The organism is Pseudomonas sp. p50(2008) (assembly GCF_015351605.1).
Classification (GTDB): Bacteria; Pseudomonadota; Gammaproteobacteria; order Pseudomonadales; family Pseudomonadaceae; genus Aquipseudomonas.
The window spans coordinates 301,948-322,274 of the sequence record NZ_JACMYF010000005.1 but is presented as its reverse complement, the minus strand read 5'-3'; the positions used below and the strand labels follow the sequence as shown (position 1 = coordinate 322,274).

General features: G+C 57.8%; 21 protein-coding genes and 2 tRNA genes. 11 read left to right on the top strand and 12 right to left on the bottom strand.

Annotated elements, in window-relative coordinates; all coding sequences use genetic code 11:
• Window positions 1–46: 46 nt before the first annotated feature.
• On the bottom strand, window positions 47–1,030 hold the full coding sequence (acuI, locus tag H7698_RS16190; RefSeq protein ID WP_194692074.1) for an acrylyl-CoA reductase (NADPH): 984 nt from the start codon (window positions 1,028–1,030) through the stop codon (window positions 47–49).
• Window positions 1,031–1,222: 192 nt separating this feature from the next.
• Here acuI and H7698_RS16185 point away from each other — a divergent pair, with 192 nt between their 5' ends.
• From H7698_RS16185 to H7698_RS16135, 11 genes are all read left to right on the top strand, one after another.
• Entirely contained in the window at window positions 1,223–2,284 is a 1,062-nt protein-coding gene (locus H7698_RS16185) for an NAD(P)H-dependent flavin oxidoreductase (protein WP_194692073.1), read from the top strand.
• Between the two features lie 298 nt (window positions 2,285–2,582).
• Window positions 2,583–3,350 carry a molybdate ABC transporter substrate-binding protein gene (gene modA, locus H7698_RS16180; protein WP_235992881.1) on the top strand — a complete coding sequence of 256 codons (768 nt, stop codon included), beginning with the start codon at window positions 2,583–2,585 and terminating at the stop codon, window positions 3,348–3,350.
• A complete protein-coding gene (modB, locus tag H7698_RS16175) occupies window positions 3,351–4,031 on the top strand; it encodes a molybdate ABC transporter permease subunit (protein ID WP_194692072.1) in 681 nt (226 codons plus the stop codon). It begins immediately after the preceding gene.
• Between the two features lie 3 nt (window positions 4,032–4,034).
• Window positions 4,035–5,114, top strand: coding sequence for a molybdenum ABC transporter ATP-binding protein (gene modC, locus H7698_RS16170; RefSeq protein WP_194692071.1), 1,080 nt, complete (start codon window positions 4,035–4,037; stop codon window positions 5,112–5,114).
• A 74-nt stretch (window positions 5,115–5,188) separates the two neighbouring features.
• Complete coding sequence (locus H7698_RS16165) at window positions 5,189–6,235, top strand: DNA topoisomerase IB (RefSeq protein ID WP_194692070.1); 1,047 nt, start codon at window positions 5,189–5,191, stop codon at window positions 6,233–6,235.
• Between the two features lie 255 nt (window positions 6,236–6,490).
• Window positions 6,491–8,140 (top strand): ABC-F family ATP-binding cassette domain-containing protein, encoded by a 1,650-nt coding sequence (locus H7698_RS16160; RefSeq protein WP_194692069.1) that lies wholly within the window; start codon window positions 6,491–6,493, stop codon window positions 8,138–8,140.
• Between the two features lie 71 nt (window positions 8,141–8,211).
• Window positions 8,212–8,433: a hypothetical protein gene (locus H7698_RS16155; protein ID WP_162436580.1), complete on the top strand. Its 222-nt coding sequence runs from the start codon at window positions 8,212–8,214 to the stop codon at window positions 8,431–8,433.
• A 111-nt stretch (window positions 8,434–8,544) separates the two neighbouring features.
• On the top strand, window positions 8,545–8,775 hold the full coding sequence (locus H7698_RS16150) for a hypothetical protein (protein ID WP_140671772.1): 231 nt from the start codon (window positions 8,545–8,547) through the stop codon (window positions 8,773–8,775).
• A gap of 304 nt (window positions 8,776–9,079) precedes the next feature.
• Window positions 9,080–9,364 (top strand): hypothetical protein, encoded by a 285-nt coding sequence (locus H7698_RS16145; RefSeq protein ID WP_162436506.1) that lies wholly within the window; start codon window positions 9,080–9,082, stop codon window positions 9,362–9,364.
• A 65-nt stretch (window positions 9,365–9,429) separates the two neighbouring features.
• The gene (locus H7698_RS16140) at window positions 9,430–9,858 is read left to right on the top strand and encodes a hypothetical protein (protein ID WP_162436507.1); all 429 of its coding nucleotides are present in this window, start codon (window positions 9,430–9,432) and stop codon (window positions 9,856–9,858) included.
• A 240-nt stretch (window positions 9,859–10,098) separates the two neighbouring features.
• On the top strand, window positions 10,099–10,287 hold the full coding sequence (locus H7698_RS16135) for a hypothetical protein (protein WP_162436508.1): 189 nt from the start codon (window positions 10,099–10,101) through the stop codon (window positions 10,285–10,287).
• A gap of 169 nt (window positions 10,288–10,456) precedes the next feature.
• Here H7698_RS16135 and H7698_RS16130 read toward each other — a convergent pair whose 3' ends face one another.
• The 11 genes from H7698_RS16130 to pstC form a co-directional block, all read right to left on the bottom strand.
• Window positions 10,457–10,765, bottom strand: a complete 309-nt coding sequence (locus H7698_RS16130; protein WP_194692068.1) for a hypothetical protein — start codon at window positions 10,763–10,765, stop codon at window positions 10,457–10,459.
• A 197-nt stretch (window positions 10,766–10,962) separates the two neighbouring features.
• Window positions 10,963–11,049 (bottom strand) — tRNA-Leu (locus H7698_RS16125).
• A gap of 195 nt (window positions 11,050–11,244) precedes the next feature.
• Window positions 11,245–11,318: transfer RNA gene (locus tag H7698_RS16120), tRNA-Cys, on the bottom strand.
• A gap of 211 nt (window positions 11,319–11,529) precedes the next feature.
• Window positions 11,530–11,925 (bottom strand): nitrite reductase small subunit NirD, encoded by a 396-nt coding sequence (nirD, locus tag H7698_RS16115; RefSeq protein ID WP_194692067.1) that lies wholly within the window; start codon window positions 11,923–11,925, stop codon window positions 11,530–11,532.
• Window positions 11,925–14,486, bottom strand: coding sequence for a nitrite reductase large subunit NirB (nirB, locus tag H7698_RS16110; RefSeq protein ID WP_194692066.1), 2,562 nt, complete (start codon window positions 14,484–14,486; stop codon window positions 11,925–11,927). Before nirB ends, nirD begins: the two co-directional genes overlap by 1 nt.
• Window positions 14,487–14,838: 352 nt before the next feature.
• Window positions 14,839–16,008 carry a DUF1624 domain-containing protein gene (locus tag H7698_RS16105; RefSeq protein WP_194692065.1) on the bottom strand — a complete coding sequence of 390 codons (1,170 nt, stop codon included), beginning with the start codon at window positions 16,006–16,008 and terminating at the stop codon, window positions 14,839–14,841.
• A gap of 248 nt (window positions 16,009–16,256) precedes the next feature.
• Window positions 16,257–16,874, bottom strand: a complete 618-nt coding sequence (locus tag H7698_RS16100) for a hypothetical protein (protein ID WP_235992880.1) — start codon at window positions 16,872–16,874, stop codon at window positions 16,257–16,259.
• A complete protein-coding gene (locus H7698_RS16095; protein WP_194692064.1) occupies window positions 16,874–17,572 on the bottom strand; it encodes a hypothetical protein in 699 nt (232 codons plus the stop codon). Before H7698_RS16095 ends, H7698_RS16100 begins: the two co-directional genes overlap by 1 nt.
• A gap of 52 nt (window positions 17,573–17,624) precedes the next feature.
• Complete coding sequence (gene pstB / locus H7698_RS16090; RefSeq protein WP_218171024.1) at window positions 17,625–18,386, bottom strand: phosphate ABC transporter ATP-binding protein PstB; 762 nt, start codon at window positions 18,384–18,386, stop codon at window positions 17,625–17,627.
• Between the two features lie 76 nt (window positions 18,387–18,462).
• Window positions 18,463–19,356, bottom strand: a complete 894-nt coding sequence (gene pstA, locus H7698_RS16085) for a phosphate ABC transporter permease PstA (RefSeq protein ID WP_162436546.1) — start codon at window positions 19,354–19,356, stop codon at window positions 18,463–18,465.
• Complete coding sequence (gene pstC, locus H7698_RS16080) at window positions 19,356–20,321, bottom strand: phosphate ABC transporter permease subunit PstC (protein ID WP_162436547.1); 966 nt, start codon at window positions 20,319–20,321, stop codon at window positions 19,356–19,358. Before pstC ends, pstA begins: the two co-directional genes overlap by 1 nt.
• Window positions 20,322–20,327: the final 6 nt, after the last annotated feature.

Below are 20,327 nucleotides of genomic sequence, written 5' to 3'. Positions count from 1 at the left end.
TACACCAAGGAGCTGTCGAGTGAAACGAGGCTGCGATCTTTTAAATTTAGCGATTAACGTCCACCACCACTCTCCCCCGCAACTGACCCGCCAGCAACCGTGGAGCGGCCTCGATGACCTCGTTCAATCCGATCTCGTGGCTGATCAGCGGCAACAATGCGACGTCCAGATCCCGCGCCAGGCGATCCCAGGCCAGCACACGCCTGGCTTTTGGCTGGGTCACGCTATTGATACCGGCCAGGGTGACGCCGCGCAAAATGAAAGGGGCAACAGATGCCGGGAAATCCATCCCTTGTGCCAGCCCGCACGCTGCAACGGTTCCGTTGGATTTTGTGGCGGCGCAGGCGTTGGCCAGGGTATGGCTGCCAACGGAATCGATGACCGCCGCCCAGCGTTCCTTGGCCAACGGCTTGCCCGGCTCGGACAATGTGCCACGATCAATGATGTCACTGGCACCCAATTGCTTGAGGTACTCATGCTCGGAAGTCCGGCCCGTGGACGCGACCACCCGATAGCCCAGCTTGCTCAGCAATGCGATGGCGTAACTGCCTACGCCTCCGTTGGCACCCGTGACCAGTACTTCGCCCTGTTCCGGCGTCACACCGTTGTGTTCCAGCGCCAGGATACTCAACATCGCCGTGTAGCCCGCCGTGCCAATGGCCATCGCCTGGGCCGCTGTGAACGCCTCGGGCAACGGAATCAGCCAGTCGCCGTTCAGGCGCGCTTTTTGTGCCAATCCACCCCAGTGCCCTTCACCCACACCCCAACCATTGAGTAAGACGTTATCCCCGACTTTGTAGTCCGGATGCTCGCTGCTTTCGACAGTACCGGCCAGATCGATTCCCGGCACCATCGGGAATTTTCGCACCACCGGGCTGCTACCGGTAATCGCCAGGCCATCCTTGAAGTTCAGCGTGCTGTACGCCACGCGCACCGTCACATTGCCTTCGGGCAATTGATCTTCATTGATCGCTTGCAGTGTGGCCTGGTAACCGCTGTCATCTTTGTTGATCAGAATGCCGTTGAACATTGATGCCTCCTGAGAAAACTTGCAGAGTGGGTGCCGTTCAAATAGCACTCGGCACTGTGTTGCCCTACCCGACTTTAAGCCAATCCGGGTTTGATGGGGCGGGCGATGGGTTGGGCTGGCCTTGCGTCAGGCATTAAGATACACATTCATCTCCACTGCCCTGTCCTGTTATTTCGCCGGAGAGCACACCCAATGAGTCAATGGCCAGACACGCGCATTCTCGACCTGTTAGGGATCGAACTGCCCATCATTCAGGCCCCCATGGCCGGTGCGACCGGCTCGGCCATGGTCATCGCCGCCAGCAACGCCGGTGGCCTGGGCTCGATGCCCGCCGCCATGCTGAGTACCGATCAGTTGCGTGAGGAACTGACGACCATTCGCCAGCAGAGCCAGCGGCCGTTCAGCGTCAACTTCTTCTGCCATCAACCTCCCGCACCAGATGACCAGCGTACCCGTGACTGGAAGAACCTGCTGGAACCGTACTATCGCGAGTTGGGTGTCGACTTCGACGCACCGACGCCGGTGTCCAATCGCGCGCCCTTCGATAACGCCACCTGTGAAGTGATCGAAGCGCTCCGTCCTCCTGTGGTGAGTTTTCATTTCGGCCTACCCGAAAAATCCTTGCTGGACCGGGTCAAGGCGACCGGCGCGAAAGTGCTGTCTTCGGCCACCACCGTCGAAGAAGCCATATGGCTTGAGCGTCACGGCTGTGATGCGATCATCGCCATGGGCTATGAAGCCGGCGGCCATCGCGGGATGTTCCTGAGCGATGATCTCAACAGCCAGGTGGGCACCTTCGCGCTCGTGCCACAGATTGTCGACGCGGTGACTGTGCCGGTGATTGCAGCAGGCGGCATCAGCGACGCTCGCGGTGTCGCGGCGGCTTTTCTGCTGGGCGCGTCGGCGGTGCAGGTCGGCACCGCATACTTGTTTACGCCGGAAGCCAAGGTCAGCGCGTCACACCACAAGGCGCTGCGAACGGCCAAAGAAAGTGAAACCGCCGTCACCAATATTTTCACGGGGCGCCCGGCGCGGGGAATTCTCAATAGGGTGATGCGCGAACTCGGGCCGATCAGCAACACAGCGCCGGCCTTCCCACTTGCGGGTGGCGCTTTGATGCCGTTGCGGGCCAAAGGAGAAGCGGATTTCAGTAACCTGTGGGCGGGTCAGGCTTTCACCCTCGGAGTGGAGTTGACCACCGCAGAGCTGACCCGGCGATTGGCGGAAGAAGGCCTGGCGAAGTTGATTCGTTAGGTCAGGCAACACCTCGACCCGTGTAGCGGCTGGCGAAGCCTGCGTTCGCCTCTGTTGTGGCGAGGGGATTTATCCCCGTTGGGTCACGCAGTGGCCCCAAATTTTTACGACTGCTGCGCAGCCGAACGGGGATAAATCCCCTCGCCACAACAGAGGCGAACGCAGGCTTCGCCAGCTGCTATACGGTTTATCGCCAATCAGATGTATACAATCCCGTTCCGTTTGCAGGCATTTCGCTATATATTTCGCTACATAGCGTTTACCCACCTCGCTGTCCTGCCAACTACGGAGCCGTTTCATGACCCTATGCGCCTCACGTTTTGCCCCCACAGCCCTTGCCAGCCTGATCGCGGTATTCGCCTTCGGCTCTGCCCAGGCTGACGAAGTTCAGGTGGCCGTCGCGGCCAACTTCACCGCGCCGATTCAGGCCATTGCCGCTGATTTCGAAAAGGACACCGGGCACAAACTAGTGGCTGCTTATGGTGCGACGGGTCAGTTCTACACCCAGATCAAGAATGGTGCGCCGTTCGAGGTGTTCCTCTCGGCAGACGACACCACCCCGCAAAAACTGGAAACCGAAGGCGATACGGTCAAGGGCTCGCGCTTCACTTACGCCATCGGCACGCTGGCGCTGTGGTCGGCCAAGGAAGGTTACGTCGACAGCAAAGGCAAAGTGTTGAGCGACAACCAGTATCAGCACCTGTCCATCGCTAACCCGAAAACGGCGCCTTACGGACTGGCGGCCACCCAGGTGTTGGCCAGACTGGGCCTGACCGACCAGGTTAAAGGCAAGATCGTTGAAGGCCAGAACATCACTCAGGCCTATCAGTTCGTCTCCACCGGCAACGCCGAACTGGGCTTCGTCGCCCTTTCACAGATCTACAAGGACGGCAAAATCACGGGTGGTTCGGCCTGGATTGTTCCGGCCGACATGCACGACCCGATCAAGCAGGACGCGGTGATCCTCAACAAAGGCAAGGACAACCCGGCCGCCAAGGCGCTGGTTGAATACCTCAAAGGTCCAAAAGCCGCCGCTCTCATCAAGTCCTACGGTTACCAACTCTAAATGACGCTATCGAGTGCCGACTTCGCCGCGATCTGGCTGACCCTGAAACTCGCGTCGCTGACGACGGTTATCCTGCTGGTGATCGGCACTCCGATCGCGTTATGGCTGTCGCGCACCTCGTTCTGGTTGCGCGGACCGGTCGGGGCGATCGTCGCCCTGCCTTTGGTCCTGCCGCCCACGGTGATTGGCTTTTACTTGTTACTGGCACTCGGCCCACACGGGTTTATCGGCCAGTTCACCCAGTCACTTGGTCTCGGCACCCTCACCTTCAGTTTTTCAGGGTTGGTCATCGGCTCAGTGCTCTACTCGATGCCCTTCGTGGTTCAGCCGCTGCAAAACGCTTTTTCTGCCATCGGCACCCGCCCACTGGAAGTCGCTGCAACGTTGCGCGCCAATCCCTGGGACACGTTTTTCAGCGTGATCCTGCCCCTGGCGCGACCCGGCTTCATCACGGCGGCGATACTCGGTTTTGCTCACACCGTGGGTGAATTTGGCGTGGTGCTGATGATCGGTGGCAACATTCCGGACAAGACCCGAGTGGTCTCAGTGCAGATTTACGATCACGTCGAGGCCATGGAATACGCCCAGGCCCATTGGTTGGCCGGTGCCATGTTGGTCTTCTCTTTTGCCGTGTTGCTGGCGCTCTATTCCAGCCGCAAAACCAAAACGGGCTGGAGCTGATCGATGATTCATACGCGCCTTAAACTCAGTTATTCCGGGTTCGCTCTGGACGTGGACCTGCAGTTGCCGGGTCGTGGCGTCACCGCGCTGTATGGGCACTCCGGCTCCGGCAAGACCACCTGCCTGCGCTGCATCGCCGGCCTGGAAAAAGCCGATCTGGGGTTTATCCAGGTCAACGATGAAGTCTGGCAGGACAGCGAAAAGCACCTTTTCGTCCCGCCGCATAAACGCGCGCTGGGCTATGTTTTCCAGGAAGCCAGCCTGTTTCCTCACCTGTCAGTGCTGGCCAATCTGGAGTTTGGCCTCAAACGAATCCCGAAAGCAGAACGCCGGGTCGACATGGCCCACGCTACCGAACTGCTCGGGATCGGCCATCTGCTGGACCGGCATCCCCAGCATCTGTCAGGCGGCGAACGTCAGCGCATCGGCATCGCTCGTGCTCTGCTCACCAGTCCGAAATTGTTGCTGATGGACGAGCCGCTGGCAGCGCTCGACAGTCAGCGAAAAAACGAAATCCTGCCTTACTTGCAACGGTTGCACGATGAGCTGGACATCCCGGTTTTGTACGTCAGCCATTCTCAGGATGAAGTGGCGCGGTTGGCCGACCACATCGTTTTACTCAACGACGGTAAAGCGCTGGCCAGCGGCCCGATTGGTGAAACCCTCGCGCGCCTGGACCTGCCGCTGGCGATGGGCGGTGACGCCGGCGTGGTGATCGAAGGCCATGTCAGTGCCTATGACGCTGACTACCAACTGCTGACGTTGCAACTGCCGAACACCGACATGAGCATTCGCGTGGCCCACGCGCCCATGACCCAAGGTCAGGCGTTGCGCTGCAAAGTTCACGCACGGGATGTCAGCCTGAGCCTGCAGAGTGTCGAGCAAAGCAGCATCCTCAATCGCCTGCCCGTCACGGTGATCAGTGAAATGGGTGCGGACAACGCCGCTCACGTGCTGGTGCGCCTGGACGCCGCGGGCACACCCTTGCTGGCACGCATTACGCGTTTTTCCCGAGACCAACTGGCCATACACCCGGGCCAGCAACTCTGGGCGCAGATCAAGGCGGTGGCCGTGCTGGCGTAAATCCGCTGGCACGACTGCAAAAGTGCGCGGTCAATGGCTGTAACGGCCCCTGATTTGCGCCAAGGAAAACCGCCATGCCCGATACCGCGTTGCCTGATGTGCTGCCACCGGACCTGCATTATGTCGATGACACGCAGCCTGGAATCACGCGCAAGAAATTGCGCGGCAAGTTCTGTTATTTCGATCCTTCAGGTCAGCGCATCACTGACCCGGATGAAATCAAACGCATCAATGCCCTCGCCGTCCCACCGGCCTACATTGATGTGTGGATTTGCGCCGATCCGCGTGGCCATCTGCAAGCCACCGGGCGCGATGCACGCGGGCGTAAGCAATACCGTTACCACGCGCGCTGGCGCGAAGTACGCGACGCAGATAAATACTCACGCCTGAGGGATTTCGGACGGGCCCTGCCGAAACTGCGCAAACAGCTAGAGGCGTTGCTGGAGGCTCCAGGCTTCAGTCGCGAGAAAGTCATGGCCACTGTGATTACCTTGCTTGACGCCACTCTGATCAGGGTCGGCAATACCCAATACGCTCGTGACAACCGTTCGTATGGCCTCACCACCCTGCGCAGCCGTCACGTTGAGGTCAATGGCAGTGCCATCCTGTTTCAATTCCGCGGCAAAAGCGGCGTTGAACACCAGATCACGGTGAAAGACCGGCGCCTGGCTCGGATCATCAAGCGTTGCCTGGAGATTCCCGGGCAAAATCTGTTCCAGTACCTGGACGAAAACGGCGAACGCCATACCGTCAGCTCCTCCGACATCAACGCCTATCTGCAATCCCTCACTGGCGCAGATTTCACCGCCAAGGATTACCGCACCTGGGCCGGCAGCGCGCTGGCGTTGTCGGTGTTGCGCGAATTGCACTGGGAGCCGGAATCGGATGCCAAGCGGCATGTGGTGGAGATGGTGAAGAACGTCGCCAAACAGCTGGGCAACACCCCTGCGGTCTGCCGCAAGTGCTACATCCATCCAGCGGTGCTGGACGGATTTCTGCTGGGTGCGCTGGCCGAACTGCCGAAACCCAGGACGCGCAAAGGACTGCGGGCTGAGGAAGTCGGGCTGGCGATGTTTCTGGAGCAAATGGTCGAAGCTGCTCAGAACGCTGAACTTCGGTAACACACCCTGTGGCAGCAAAGCTTGCTCGCGAAAGCGGTGTATCAATGAACTCTTTTTAACTGACATACCACCATCGCGAGCACGCTTTGCTCCTACAGGAATCTTGAACGATGCTGAATCCTCGTCTAGGCTAGCCGCCTTCTCCTTCCCTTCAGGATGACCTTCGACGTGAACAACTAAGCCTTCCAAAAAATGTTTCCACGACAAGCTGCCAACGGCGCTTGTTGGTCTTTTCGACATTTTCCGGAGGTGCCTATGACTCACGTCACGCGTCTGCCTGCACTCGTCTCACTGAACCATCTGGGTTTCAAGTTCGCCAATGGCGAAACTGTTTTCGACGCCTTGACCCTGAGCTTCGACCGCGTTCATACAGCCATCGTCGGCCGAAATGGCATTGGCAAAAGCGTGCTTGCCCGCTTGATTGCCGGACAACTCAAACCCACCTCAGGAACACTGGATGTCCAGGCTGAGGTGGGGTATGTGCCGCAAACATTTTCGCTACACGTCGAGCAAACGGTCGCCCAGGTGACGGGCACCGCAGACGCGCTGATGGCGTTGTCGCGTGTGCGTCTGGGAATTGCCTCGAATGAAGATCTCGAGACCCTGACTGAACGCTGGGATGTGGCGGACCGGCTGCGCTCGCAGCTGGACGAAGCAGGGCTTTTCGACGTTCGGCACGACACCCCGACTCACTTCCTGAGCGGCGGACAACAAGCGCGGATCGCGTTGATCGGCGCGTTTCTCGGGCAGGCGCAATTGCTGGTGCTGGATGAGCCCACTAATCATCTGGACACGGAAGGACGTCAGTGGCTGAAGCGCAAACTTGCACAATGGCGCGGCGGGTTGATTGTTGTCAGCCACGATCGACAGCTGCTCAATCAGGTTGATCGAATCGTCGAACTCACGCCGCTTGGATCAAACGTCTTTGGCGGCAACCATGAGGTGTTCCGGGCCCAACGAGCGATCGACCAAGCGGCGAGCCGTGCGACGCTTGATCGGGCACGCACTGATCGCAAGCGGGAACGGGTTCGTTTGCAGCGTGAGCACGACACGGTTCAGCGACACGCTGCCTGCGCCCGTAAAAAGGCTGAAAGCGCCAACGTATCGGGATTCGAACGCGCAAAAATGAAGGGCGCGGCCATGGATGCGATGGGGCCCATTCACCGGGCACATAAGGCCCGCAAAAACCTGCTCGATGTTCGGGTATCCGATGCCAACGCCAGAACACTGCTCGATGAGCCCGTCATGGTGTACTTTCCCGGCACGCTGATCCCGACGACCAGGCAAATACTGACGCTGGTAGACGTGCAGCTGCCTTGGCAGCCAGCAGACGCAGCGCCTTTAAGCCTTTCGCTCGCGGGGCCCGTGCGCATCGTTGTGAGTGGCCCGAACGGTTGCGGCAAGTCGACTTTGTTACGGATGCTCGCGGGGGAAGTCGAGCCAGTCAGTGGACAGTGCAGTACTCACGTTCCCTGCGCTTTTCTGGATCAGCAACTGGCGATACTGGATGATCAACGTTCCATCCTGGAACAACTGGCGCTGTTGGATACACCACTGACAGAAGGCACGTTGCGTAGCCACCTGGCACATCTACACCTGGGCGCCAACCACGTCACCCGCCCGAGCGGTTTACTCAGCGGCGGCGAACGCTTGAAGGCTGCGATCGCTATTGCGCTGTGGCGGCAAACACCCGCGCAACTGCTGCTGCTCGATGAGCCGAGCAATCACCTCGATCTGGAATCCATATCAGCCTTTGAAACAGCGTTGCAGGCATTTCCCGGAGCAATCGTGGCGGTCTCTCACGATCAGCATTTTCTCGCCGCATTGGCACCGACTCATTCCCTCAACTGGGCGTCGCAGGGATGGCATTTATCGACGATGGATGAGCGCGATCAGACGAATTGAACCGTCCTGGTTTTGCACGATTGCAAATGGCTTCTATAGTTGATGTGACAGAAATCAGCTGCGGTGGTGCCATGGAAGACATTTTCGTCGTTAAGCGTTGCAACAAGATCATCATCCATGGCCGCCGAGCCGGGGAAGTCAGTCATCAACCCCCCGACGCCGCTGTCTGGTATCGAATTGCCGATTCCCGCACTCGCGGCTTCATCGGTGACGGCTTCGATCTTGAAGAAGACGCCCGGCGCGCATGCCAGCTGCTTAATGCCAGGTCCCGCGTGACGGCCCGACAAGGCTGAAAGGCGGGTCTATACTGAAAAAGCTGAAGGAACAGCGTCCCCATCGGCAGAAAGCTCGCACCTCGCGGGCTTTTTGCTGCCATTGCCAGGTTTCTTGAACGGAGGTGTTACATGTCCGAAAAAGAGTCCATCACCACCCTGCTCACCTTGCTTGATTCACGCCAGGCGCGTTTGGCTGCGGCGTGCAAGGAAATCGCCGACTGGGTCGATCACCAAGGCGGACACCCGACTGCCCTGCGAATCCGTGATCGCCTGAACGATATCGAGAAAGACACACCGTTGATCCGCAACACCCTGTCTTCGCTCAAACCCGTCGACCGGCCGCTGCCACGTTTCAGATAGTCTGATCGGGATACTCGATTCGCGGACATGGCCTGATCCAGGACGCATGAACGGCGGCGTTATCGCTACCGGGTGCGTCCTTGTCTGAGTGCTCTTGCAAATACCGCCTGGCCCCCCGCGCCGGAATTTTTTTTGCCCATACCTTTCACGTTGCTTTCACATTGCTTGCCCTAAGGTGGAATCACTCCTTTGATGAATCCCCTTGGCCCGCCCGCATGCGGGCCATTTTTTTGCCTTTTTTCGGACCATCGAACGTCGTCGAGCACAGAAGGTCAAAACCATACACGTCACAAGGAGACGTCTAATGGTTACTCACTTCAGCGTCAGCGGGCATCTTGCCTGCGGTCACCAAGGCAAAAACCTGGTTTCAACGCGCGAACTGAACCGGGTGAAATGCAGAAGCTGCCGAAACACCGACGCGTACAAAGATGCACGCAAAGATCAACGCAACTCGGCACGCCGGGCTGCACGCAAAACCAAAGTCACGCATACCGCCAATGACTGGCGCGCGGCTTGGGTCGAGCGCCTCACCGCGCTGGCCGGACGACAGCGATTGCCTCGCGGATTTACCGGTCAACCTTTCGTTTAGCTTGATGGTCGGCGGCTGGATCCGGTCATCGGTGCTCAGCCGCCCTTGCTGCAGAGGAAATCCTGATGAACAGTCGATTCCTGCTTCTCGTCATCGTCAGCCTGAGTCCGAACCTGGTCATGGCCCAAGGGTGTGACGTGATGACCCGGTCCCAGAGCCCTTCGGTCCCGGTTGTTGAATCTCACACTTGTTACGAATACGAAGGCATGCCGGTGGACGCCATCGACTGGTCATGCAGCAATGAAAGCAAAGAGATGCTCACCAGCACCAAGAAAAAAGTCGAACAATGTGGTGATCATTATCAAGCCACCTGCCTGGCCACACTCACGCAAGAGTCCCTGGCAAATCCCCAGTCCATCAGCAAGGACAAAAACAGCCAGTCGGTCAACATCCCTAACAATGCCCAAATCACCACGTACTACTACGGGGCCGAGCAGTTGAATCAGTCAAAGATCGACTGCGAAACCGGTGGCGGTAGTTGGAAAACCAGATAAAGGCCAGGTAGTTGGCTGAACATTACAAAGGTGCAGCTGACAACCCTGCAGAGACTCCGTCAGGTTGTTGTTCATTCGGGTAAACTGCCGGCAGTTGCTTTACTCGACAGCGACATCAAGCGTGCACCATGAGGCTTTGGATTCTTTAAATCGGGCGCTGGACCGGATCGGAATTGGCGAAGTCGCAGGGTTGCGAGGTTTAATTGATGACCGCCACGAATCTGAAAATAGGCTTATCCCATGGCTCACTCACTCAAATACCAGATAACCGAATCCGTTCGTGTCGTAGAGATTGAGGTGGGAAAACTGCTCGATTTAGCCACGATGCTCAAAGACGATGGGAATGATGTCCTGTCAACGACCGTGTCGGATCAGGCCAACAAATTGCTCGAGGCATCGGTAGCGCTGAGAATTGCGATGGCGGGCTGACTGCTTGAGTCATCTCTAATCCGTCACCTTTTTTTTGTTTACCCGTCACGTGCTCGTCACACTGCCCAATCACACTGCAATCAGCCAAAAGGATTTGGCCACGTGCAAAAGAAAGCCCGGCCTGGTGCCGGGCTTTCGCGTTTTACTACGCTAGAGCAGTCGAACTCATTCAAGCGCCTGATTCAGGATCGCTAGCAGGCATGCCGCGAGCCTCCTGTTCATTTTCGTCCTGATCGTTCATCTGTGGGTCGGCCTTCGGGTTAGCGACGCGGCTGGCCGTACCCGCTTCTGGATGCTCACTCGATACCGAGTCAGTGGCAGCAACGTCGGCCATGTCTTCATCGACCGGCGACTCATCGTCCGCCGGTAACGGGACCTCTGGATCAGTTCTTCCAGGGTCGTGGCCCGTTTCGTTATCGGTGCCACTCATTACGCCCTTCTGGGAAATATTCCCGGGCGCATTTTCATCAATGTCCATACTCGCTCTCCCTTGTGAAACGCAGAATTGTGCGTGCTTAGCATTGAGAGACGGCCGAGGATCCTAAGTGCCAGACGATGGACGAACGGCGGATACAAAAAACCCAGCGCGATGGCTGGGCTTATGAAGGGACGAATGCGGATCAGAAACAAACAAAGGTTTGCGACAGCTTTCGCCCGCAAACCTTTGATTTAAGATGGTGCCCGAAGCCGGAATCGAACCGGCACGCCCTTACGAGCGGGGGATTTTAAGTCCCATGCGTCTACCAGTTTCGCCATTCGGGCGGTAGCGCGGTAAAGCTGTCTGGAGGCGGGTCAACGACCCTTACACCACTCAGACGCTTGTGCAGCAGAGGTGGAAATATATACATCCCGCCCCGGTGAAGCAAGTTCGCATCTGGCATTTTCAAGACTAAATCTTGCCAGGCGGTGCAAATAAAAAAGCTCCGTAAATCATCGATCTACGGAGCTTGTTTAAAGTGGAGGCCGAGGTCGGAATCGAACCGGCGTAGGTGGATTTGCAATCCACTGCATAACCATTTTGCTACTCGGCCTCAAACGTTTGATGTCATGTAGCACAACACCCTACGCATACAAACTTGGATTTAGATACAAGATCTAAGCCCTTGAAAACATTGAGCTTTTTAAGAGGTCAGTGCTTTCGATGGCGTGAATTATGGACTGATTTACGGAGGCTGGCAACCCCTTGATTTCAAAAAAAATTATCGAGCCCGGCATTTATTCTGCCGGGCCTTTTTTGCCTTATTAACCACGACCCCGGCAGCCGATTTCCACATCTCCCCTGCTCAACCTCACCGGCCAGACACGCAGGCGCTGTTGCGGATACTCGAGGCAGGTGCCGTCCTCAAGACGGAAGTGCTGCTTGTAAATAGGCGACGCCACCACCAGTTCACCCTTGATATCGGCGATCAAACCGCGACCAATGACATTGGCCCCGGATTTCGGGTCGTGGTTGTCGATAGCGTAGAGGATCTTGCCTTGCGCGTCTGGGAGGTAAAACAGCGCGACTTGTGCGCCGTCGAGCCACACCACGACCCCGGAGTTGATGACCAGATCCTGCTCGCTGCACACCGATTGCCAGACCGCGTCCTGTTCAGACGCCAGAGTGTCATGGGTGCGCAGGGTATTTGATGGGTTCATCAGACAATCTCCTCGCGGACTGGAATAAGGTTGAGTTCGCTGGCCATGATTGGCCGCCGCTGCCCTCGTTCCTCGACAAAGTGGATGTCCGGGTCCGGACGCTTATCGTTGACGAAGGTGCGGAAGCGCTTGAGCTTATCCGGGCTTTTCAGCGCATTGGCCCATTCGCATTCATAGCGACTGACCACCAGCTGCATCTGCGATTCGAGTTCATCACCAAGCCCGAGGCTGTCGTTGATGATCACTTCCTTCAAGTAATCCAGGCCGCCCTCCAGGCTTTCACGCCAGACCGATGTGCGCTGCAGTTTGTCGGCCGTGCGGATGTAGAACATCAGGAAGCGGTCGATGTAGCGGATCAGGGTCGCATCGTCGAGGTCGGTGGCAAACAGCTCGGCGTGGCGCGGACGCATGCCGCCGTTGCCGCATACGTAGAGGTTCCAGCCCTTCTCGGTAGCGATCACACCAACATCTTTACTCTGCGCCTCGGCACATTCGCGGGTGCAGCCGGACACGGCGAACTTGAGCTTGTGTGGCGAGCGCAATCCCTTGTAACGATCCTCAATCAACAGCGCCATTTTCACACTGTCCTGAACGCCGTAACGGCACCAGGTGCTGCCAACGCATGACTTGACTGTCCGCGTCGATTTACCGTAAGCGTGGCCGGTTTCGAATCCCGCTTCAATCAACTCCGCCCAGATGTCTGGCAGTTGATGCAATTGCGCGCCGAACAAGTCAATTCGCTGGCCACCGGTGATTTTGGTGTAGAGCTCGTATTTTTTTGCGACCACCCCAATCGCGATCAGCTTGTCGGCTGTGATTTCACCCCCGGCAATTCGCGGCACGACTGAATAGGTGCCGTTTTTCTGCATGTTGGCCATGAAGGTGTCGTTGGTGTCCTGAAGTGGCACCAGCGATGGATCCATGATGGGCTGGTTCCAGCACGAGGCGAGAATCGAGCCCACCGCCGGCTTGCACACATCACAGCCCGTGTGACCGCTACCGTGTCTGGCCAGCAGTTCTTCGAAGGTGATCACCCCTTCCACCCGCACCAGCGCGTAGAGTTCCTGGCGAGTGTAGGCAAAGTGTTCGCACAGACTTTTGTCGACACTGACGCCACGCGCGGTCAACTCGTGCTCGAAGACTTGCTTGAGCAACCCGGCACAGCCTCCGCAGCCGGTACAGGCCTTGGTTTGCGACTTGAGTTGGGCCAGATCGGAGCAGCCGCTATCGATGGCTGAGCAGATCGAGCCCTTGGTGACGTTGTGACACGAACACACCGTGGCCGATTGGGGCAATGCGCCTGGTCCAAGCGTTGGTGCGCCCCCGGACGATGGCAGAATCAGGCCGGCCGGTTCCTTTGGCAGTGCAATCGCGTTCTGCATGTATTGCAGCAGCGTGTCGTAGTAGCTGTTATCACCGACCAATACAGCGCCGAGCACCTGTTTACCCGTGGCATCTACCACCAGGCGTCGATAGCTGGAGGTGCTCTCGTCGATAAATTGAAAACTACGTGCGCCCGGAGTAATACCGTGAGCATCGCCAATGGAGCCCACGTCGACGCCCAATAGCTTGAGCTTGGTCGACATGTCGGCGCCCATAAACGGCTCGGCGACCTGCTTGCAAAGCCTGGCCGCCACACTGCGCGCCATTTGATACCCCGGCGCCACCAGGCCGAACAGGCTGCCGTTCCATGAGGCACATTCGCCAATGGCGTAAATGTCTGGATCGCTGCTGAGGCACGCGTCGTCGATGACCACCCCGCCGCGTGGCCCGATCGCCAGCGCGCATTGACGAGCCAGTGCGTCTTGTGCACGAATGCCGGCGGAGAACACGATCAGGTCGGTTTCGAGGAATTCATCATTGGCAAAATTCATTCGGTACCGGTATTGCTCGCCGGCGCTGATCGATTGTGTCGCGCGTGACAGGTGCACACCGACGCCCAGCTTTTCGATTTGCGCCTTGAGCGCCAGGCCGCCGTGTTCGTCCAGTTGCACAGGCATCAAGCGCGGAGCGAATTCGACGACATGGGCTTCCAGGCCCAGACTCTTCAGTGCATTGGCTGCCTCAAGCCCGAGAAGCCCTCCTCCCACGACCACACCACGTCGCGCGTTGGCAGCGGCGGCTCGAATAGCGTCCAGGTCTTCGAGCGTGCGGTACACCAAGCGTGAATCGTCCTGCGCGCCTTCAATTGATGGCACAAATGGGTACGAACCCGTTGCCAGGATCAGTTTGTCGTACGCGACCGAGCCTTGGGCGGTAATCACCTCATGGCGGGCGCGGTCGATCTCTAGCACCGGCACGCCCAGATGCAACGTAATACCCGGAGTCTGGTAAAGCGCGGCTTCGCTGAGCGCCAGCGCCTCAGCGTCCCGACCGGTGAAATACTCGGAAAGATGCACGCGATCATAGGCGCGTACGGGCTCCTCGCTGAAGACGTGCACCCGGTAATGATTAAGGGCGCCGCGCTCAATCAACTGCTCGACACAGTGATGTCCGACCATGCCATTACCGATCACGATCAGCGTCTGCAACTTGTTCAACGTGGCAACAATGGAGTTCATAAATAGCACCCGGCCAAAGCCCGTCACGGAAAAAAAGCAAAAAAAAACGCCTGAAACCTTTCGGTTCCAGGCGTCTTTGCCTGTTCGTTTGCGGCGTTAAAACCGGACGTCTCTGCCCGATCCACCGCTGCTGCCCACGACCTGTGCGGCCAATCGGTCGTCGTTGACCGTGAGGGCTGCCCATTCGAATGTTCTCGCAATGGGCCTGTTCAACGTAATGCAGCGTTTGTGCCAGATCGTTACTACGCCCCTATGCGCGGGCCTAAGCTCGGGCAGACGCACTCAGGAAGCCCCGTCCACTGCCATGCCATAGTGCAGCGAACGCCCCGCGGCCTTATAAAAGTGCACGTCCTTACAGGTATTTGAGCCAGGCGATATCCCGACGTCGTGCTTTCAGTTCAGCGAACCAGTTGACCGGCCGATACAGCGCAATGGCCATGACAGCGGCGGCCAGCCAGACAGACGCTACCGAGTCAAAACCGAACCATGCCCCCTGGTTCAATCCAAACAACGCGACCGCCATGATGTACAGCACCTTCAGGGCGTATAGATGCAATAAGTAAAAGAACATCGGAGCCGATCCAAATACCGTCAGAGGACGCAGCCAGCGGCTTTTCTGCACGCGCTCGAAACCCAGCAACAACAGCAACCCCACACTCAAGGTGAGCGTCACAAACAGCAAAGACGGCGGATACTTGGTGATATTGAAAAAGCTCATCAGTGTCTGCACGCCCGTATCTCCCGCAGACCAGGGCTTCTCGCCGTAACCATTGAGCAGGCGCAACGCGATGAAAACGCAAAGCCCGATGGCGCCGCATAGCAATAGTTGCCATTGACGATTGCGAGCATCCATTGCTCGGCTGAACCAGGGCCCGATGGCGTAGCCAAGACCGATGACACCTATCCACGGCAGCACCGGGTAAGAAGTCCGCAGACGCAAGCCTTCACTCAGCTCGATCCAGCCCCGGTCATGAAGAATGGCCCACGGGATGTGCATGACCGAATCCACCGGAAAATGAAGCGCGTCCAATGCGTTGTGACCGGCGATGATTACCAGGCTCAGCAACAGCAATAAAGCTCGAGGCAGCCAGACCATCACCGAGAGCACAATCATGCTCAAACCGATGGCCCAGATCACCTGCAGGTAAATCACCGAGGGTGGAAACTGAAACGTCCAGGCAAAGTTCACCAAGGTGAACTCAAGCACCACCAGAAACAGCCCGCGCTTGAACAGAAAGCTGCACACATCAGCCTTGCCCGCGTATTTCTCGCCGTACAACCAGGCTGATAGACCGGTGAGCAGTACAAATACGGGAGCGCACAGATGTGCGAGTGTGCGGCTGAGGAACAGTGCAGGTTCGGTCGTGGCAATGTCCATGGGGTCGGACACTTGCCGATGCAGGAAAAAGGTTTCGCGGACATGGTCAAGCAGCATGAGCACAATCACCATGCCTCTTAACGCATCGATGGACGTAAGCCGGCTGTTCGCCTGGCCGGTGGAGAGAGTCGCCGTATTCGTCATGGAGATTTCGCGATACCAAGGGTTGATAAATGTGTGCCTCAGGCAGATCGCCGCAAAGCTTACATTGTTACCCTATAACATCACTAGCTGAAATTTGAGTGCATACCCGCTGAATGAAATCCAGGCGCAAAGCGCACAAGCAAAAACGCCACTCTAAACAAGTGGCGTATTTGCTGATTGGGAGCATGAGACTCACATCTGGCTGCGGTCCCGGGGCTCTCATCCCAACAGTATTTGAGGTAAAGAACTCAAGAGGAAAAAGCCTCTGAACGCGCCGGCTGCTTGTACCGTTGTGGTTGCTGCCAGGCGAGTTGCGCCTGGACGTGTGCGACAGCATCCAGGACTTTTTGTGCCCAGTTCTCATCCTGCGGATCCACCACAACCACGCGAAAACCATGGTCATGCCCCTCAATGCGCACGCCCTCGGAGTCATCGACATGCAGGTCGATATCGAATGCGGGAGGATATTTCGAGGGAGTGTTCGTTAGCCCGTGTGCTGTCAGGGCACGATTATGCAGCACGCTGTTGACCACACCATCTACGCGGATGCCATACAGCATGAGCCAACGCTGAATGTAGGAAGGCGTTCGACCGGACGAGGTGTAGACCCAGATACTGCAACCCTGACGGCGCAGCTCACGCGTAAGGGAGCGTGTTCCCATGCGCAACGGCTCGCCCAGCCAACGGTGAATGCAGGCCGGCAGCCGGCTGTGCTCGACGGCGCTGTGGTCGAGCTGACAAGCCAATGTGTCATCGATATCGAACGAAATACGGATACGCGGACGCTGGACCGAGATCAATGGGATGGCTTGCCACACTCGGCCGATAGCGTTCCGGCATTTTGACAGCGCTGGAGACTCGCTCATCAACGGCCTCCCTGAACAATGGCTAGCGGCGTTTCGTCCAGGAAAAACTTCTTCGGATCAGGCGCCTGTTCTTCCAGGAAGGCTGCATATTTTTTCTTGATCTTGGGTAATTCGTACAGTGCCTTGACGCCGTGCTTGGCGGAGTTGCGAATCACCGATGACGGGTTGAAGTAGCCCTCGGCGTTTTCCAGCGTCAGCACGAACGGCGGCAAGCCTGCACGCATGAGCAAATAGCTGACGATCAGCGACCCGCTGCGGTTGTTACCTTCTATGAACAATTGCGGCTTGCTGAGGATGCGAACGTAAACACCGGCCGCGCGCTTCCACACCGACTCGCTGCGATACGCGCAATACCAGTTGTACAGATCCTTGATTCCTCCCTCGACGTTGTTGAAGAAGTGCTCCTCGGTTGCCGCAAGGTGCTGAGCGTATTCTTGCCGTCGCGCCGGGTCTTTGCCGCATAGAACGGTGGCATTGATCTCCAGCATCAGGTTCAGTTGCTGGAGATCAAACAGGTCGACGCCACGTGCAACATAGTCATCAATCAGCGCATAGCCTTCGAGCACGTTCTGCAACACCTCGTCGGTCAAGGGATCTCGCGGCTCGGTAAAGTGCCGGCTGAGCTCGGCAAAACGGCCCTGCACTTTGCGCAGTGCTCGTTCTATCGCGGGTAAATCAAGACGACGCGTTGCAGACATTGGCGATCCTGCGAATCCGTAAAATAAGAAACTAAAACGAGACGTGTGCCGCTTAGCTGAATTTGCCGCTGATGTAATCCTCGGTCATTTGCTCACGCGGGCTGCCGAAGATCTGGGCGGTCGGGCCCATCTCTACCAGGTAGCCGGTGCGCGTGCCCTGGGAAATATCCACCGAGAAAAAGGCTGTCGTATCGGCCACGCGGATGGCCTGCTGCATGTTGTGAGTCACCAAGGCGATGGTGTAGTCCTTCTTCAACTCGACCATCAGCTCTTCAACCCGGCGAGTGGCTATCGGGTCAAGCGCTGAACACGGCTCATCCAGCAACAGCACTTCCGGTTCAGTGGCAATGGCGCGGGCGATACACAGCCGTTGCTGCTGACCGCCAGAGAGCGACAGGCCGCTGACCTTGAGCTTGTCCTTGACCTCATCCCATAACGCGGCGCCCTGCAAGGCGTGCTTGACGCGGTCGCCCAGGTCTCCTTTATAGCGATTGAGGCGCAGGCCGAAGGCAACGTTGTCGAAGATGCTCATCGAGAACGGATTCGGCTGCTGGAACACCATGCCGATGTAGCGGCGTACCACCACGGGATCTACGCCCTTGCCGTACACGTCCTGCCCCAGAAAATGTACATGGCCTTCGAAACGGAACCCTTTGACCAGGTCATTCATTCGGTTAAGGCTGCGCAGCACGGTGCTTTTACCGCAACCCGACGGACCGATGAACCCGGTGATCTTGTTTTTTTCAATCGGCACATGGCTGTCGCGTACCGCCATGAAGTTGCCGTAGAAAATCTTGTCGAGCTTGCAGTCCATGACCACAGGTGTCTTGGTAACAAACGGAGCGGCTATTTGCGCAGTTGATACGTTCAAAATTCAGGTGCTCCCGTTCTCAATACTTGGGCTTGCCGAAAATACGGCTCAATATATTCACGACCAGCACGATCATCACCAGCACCAGCGAGGCCGCCCATGCGAGCTCCAGCTGGTTGTCGAAGGGCATGCCGGAGAAGTTGTAAATCAGCACGGCAAGCGATGCCGTCGGATTCATCACCGCGAGGCTGCCGTCGTGGTAGATCCAGTAGTTGCTAAAGAGCGCGGTAAACAACAGCGGCGCGGTTTCGCCTGCTGCGCGTGCCACGGCCAGCATCACGCCTGTGAGGATCGCCGGCATGCCGGTCGGCAAGATGATTTTCCAGATCACCTGCGAGCGCGTGCAGCCCATGCCGTACGCCGCATCCTTCATGATCTTGGGCACCATCCTCATCGACTCTTCAGCCGTCAGCACAACGATGGGCAGCATCAGTACCGCCAGTGCCACGCCGCCTGCCGGCGCCGAGTAAGTACCGGTGGTCATCACCACCAGGGCGTAGGCAAACACCCCGGCCAGAATTGAAGGCAGCCCCGTAAGCATCTTGGCGGCAAAGCGGGCGGTGTTTGCCAGCTTGCTGTCGGGCCCGAGTTCGGCCAGGAAGATGGCGGCCATTATGCCGACCGGAACCGCTATGGCGGCGGCGATACCGACCATTACGAAGGTGCCTGCCATCGCGTTACCAAAGCCTCCACCCGTCTCGAAACCGGTGGGCGGCAATTCGGTGAATACCTCCAGGCTCAAGCGTGCCCCGCCCCGCATGATCAGCATATACAGCACGGAAATCAGCGGGACGCTGGCCAGCACCGCACCGGTCCACACCAGCGTGGTCAACACGAGGCTGCGCAGGGCGCGGCCTTCGAACTTGCGCTGCAGGCTCGGCACGGCGGTGATAGGGGACGTGAGGTCAGTCATTATTTGTTACCCCGCTGGGCGTAGAGCATGATCATGGAACCGAGGACGTTCACCAGCAGCGTGATGAACATCAGCACCAGTGCGGCATACATCAACACCTCGATCTCGTTGGGACCGGCTTCGGGGAAGTTCAGCGCCAACAAGGCAGCCAATGTGTTGGCCGGCGCAAACAGAGAAAGTGAAATGTTGTTGGCGTTGCCCACCAGCATGGCCAGCGCCATGGTTTCACCCAGAGCACGACCCAGGCCGAGAACCAGGGAGCCGAAAATGCCGGTGGCGGCGGATGGCACCATCACCTTGAGAATCGCTTCCCAATGGGTGGTCCCCATGCCGTAGGCCGCCTGTTTGGTTTTCATCGGTACGCCGGTCAGGGCGTCCTGCGAAACGGCAGCGATGGTTGGCAGAATCATGATGGCCAGTACCAGCGCCGCAGGCAGCAGTCCCGGACCGCTCAAGGACGTGCTGAAAAAAGGAATCCAACCCAGTTCGCTGTTCAACCACGCCGTAAGGGGGCGGATCGCCGGGATCACCACGTAAATCCCCCACAGGCCATAAACGACGCTGGGGATGGCCGCGAGTAATTCGACGATAGTGCGAAACACCGCTGCCAGTTTCGCCGGCAGGAAATCCTGGGTGAGGAAGATCGCCATGCTGACGCCGAAAACGCCTGCGATCAGCAACGCGATCAGGGCGCTGTAGAGCGTGCCCCAAATCGCCGGCAGAATGCCGTACTTGCCTTGGTTAACGTCCCAGACGCTGCCAAAGATCACGTCAAAACCGTGTTTTTCCATGCCAGGAAGGGCCTTGCGTCCCACCTCGAAGACCAAGGCGAAGACCAACGCCAGAATCAGAACCACCCCTATTCGCGCAAGCGCACGGAAGGTGCGATCAACCAGGAAGTCCTTCGTGGAAGGCGGCTGGCAGGCCGAACCCGGGTTAACCGGTACGACAAAAGGTGTGTTCATTGGCTA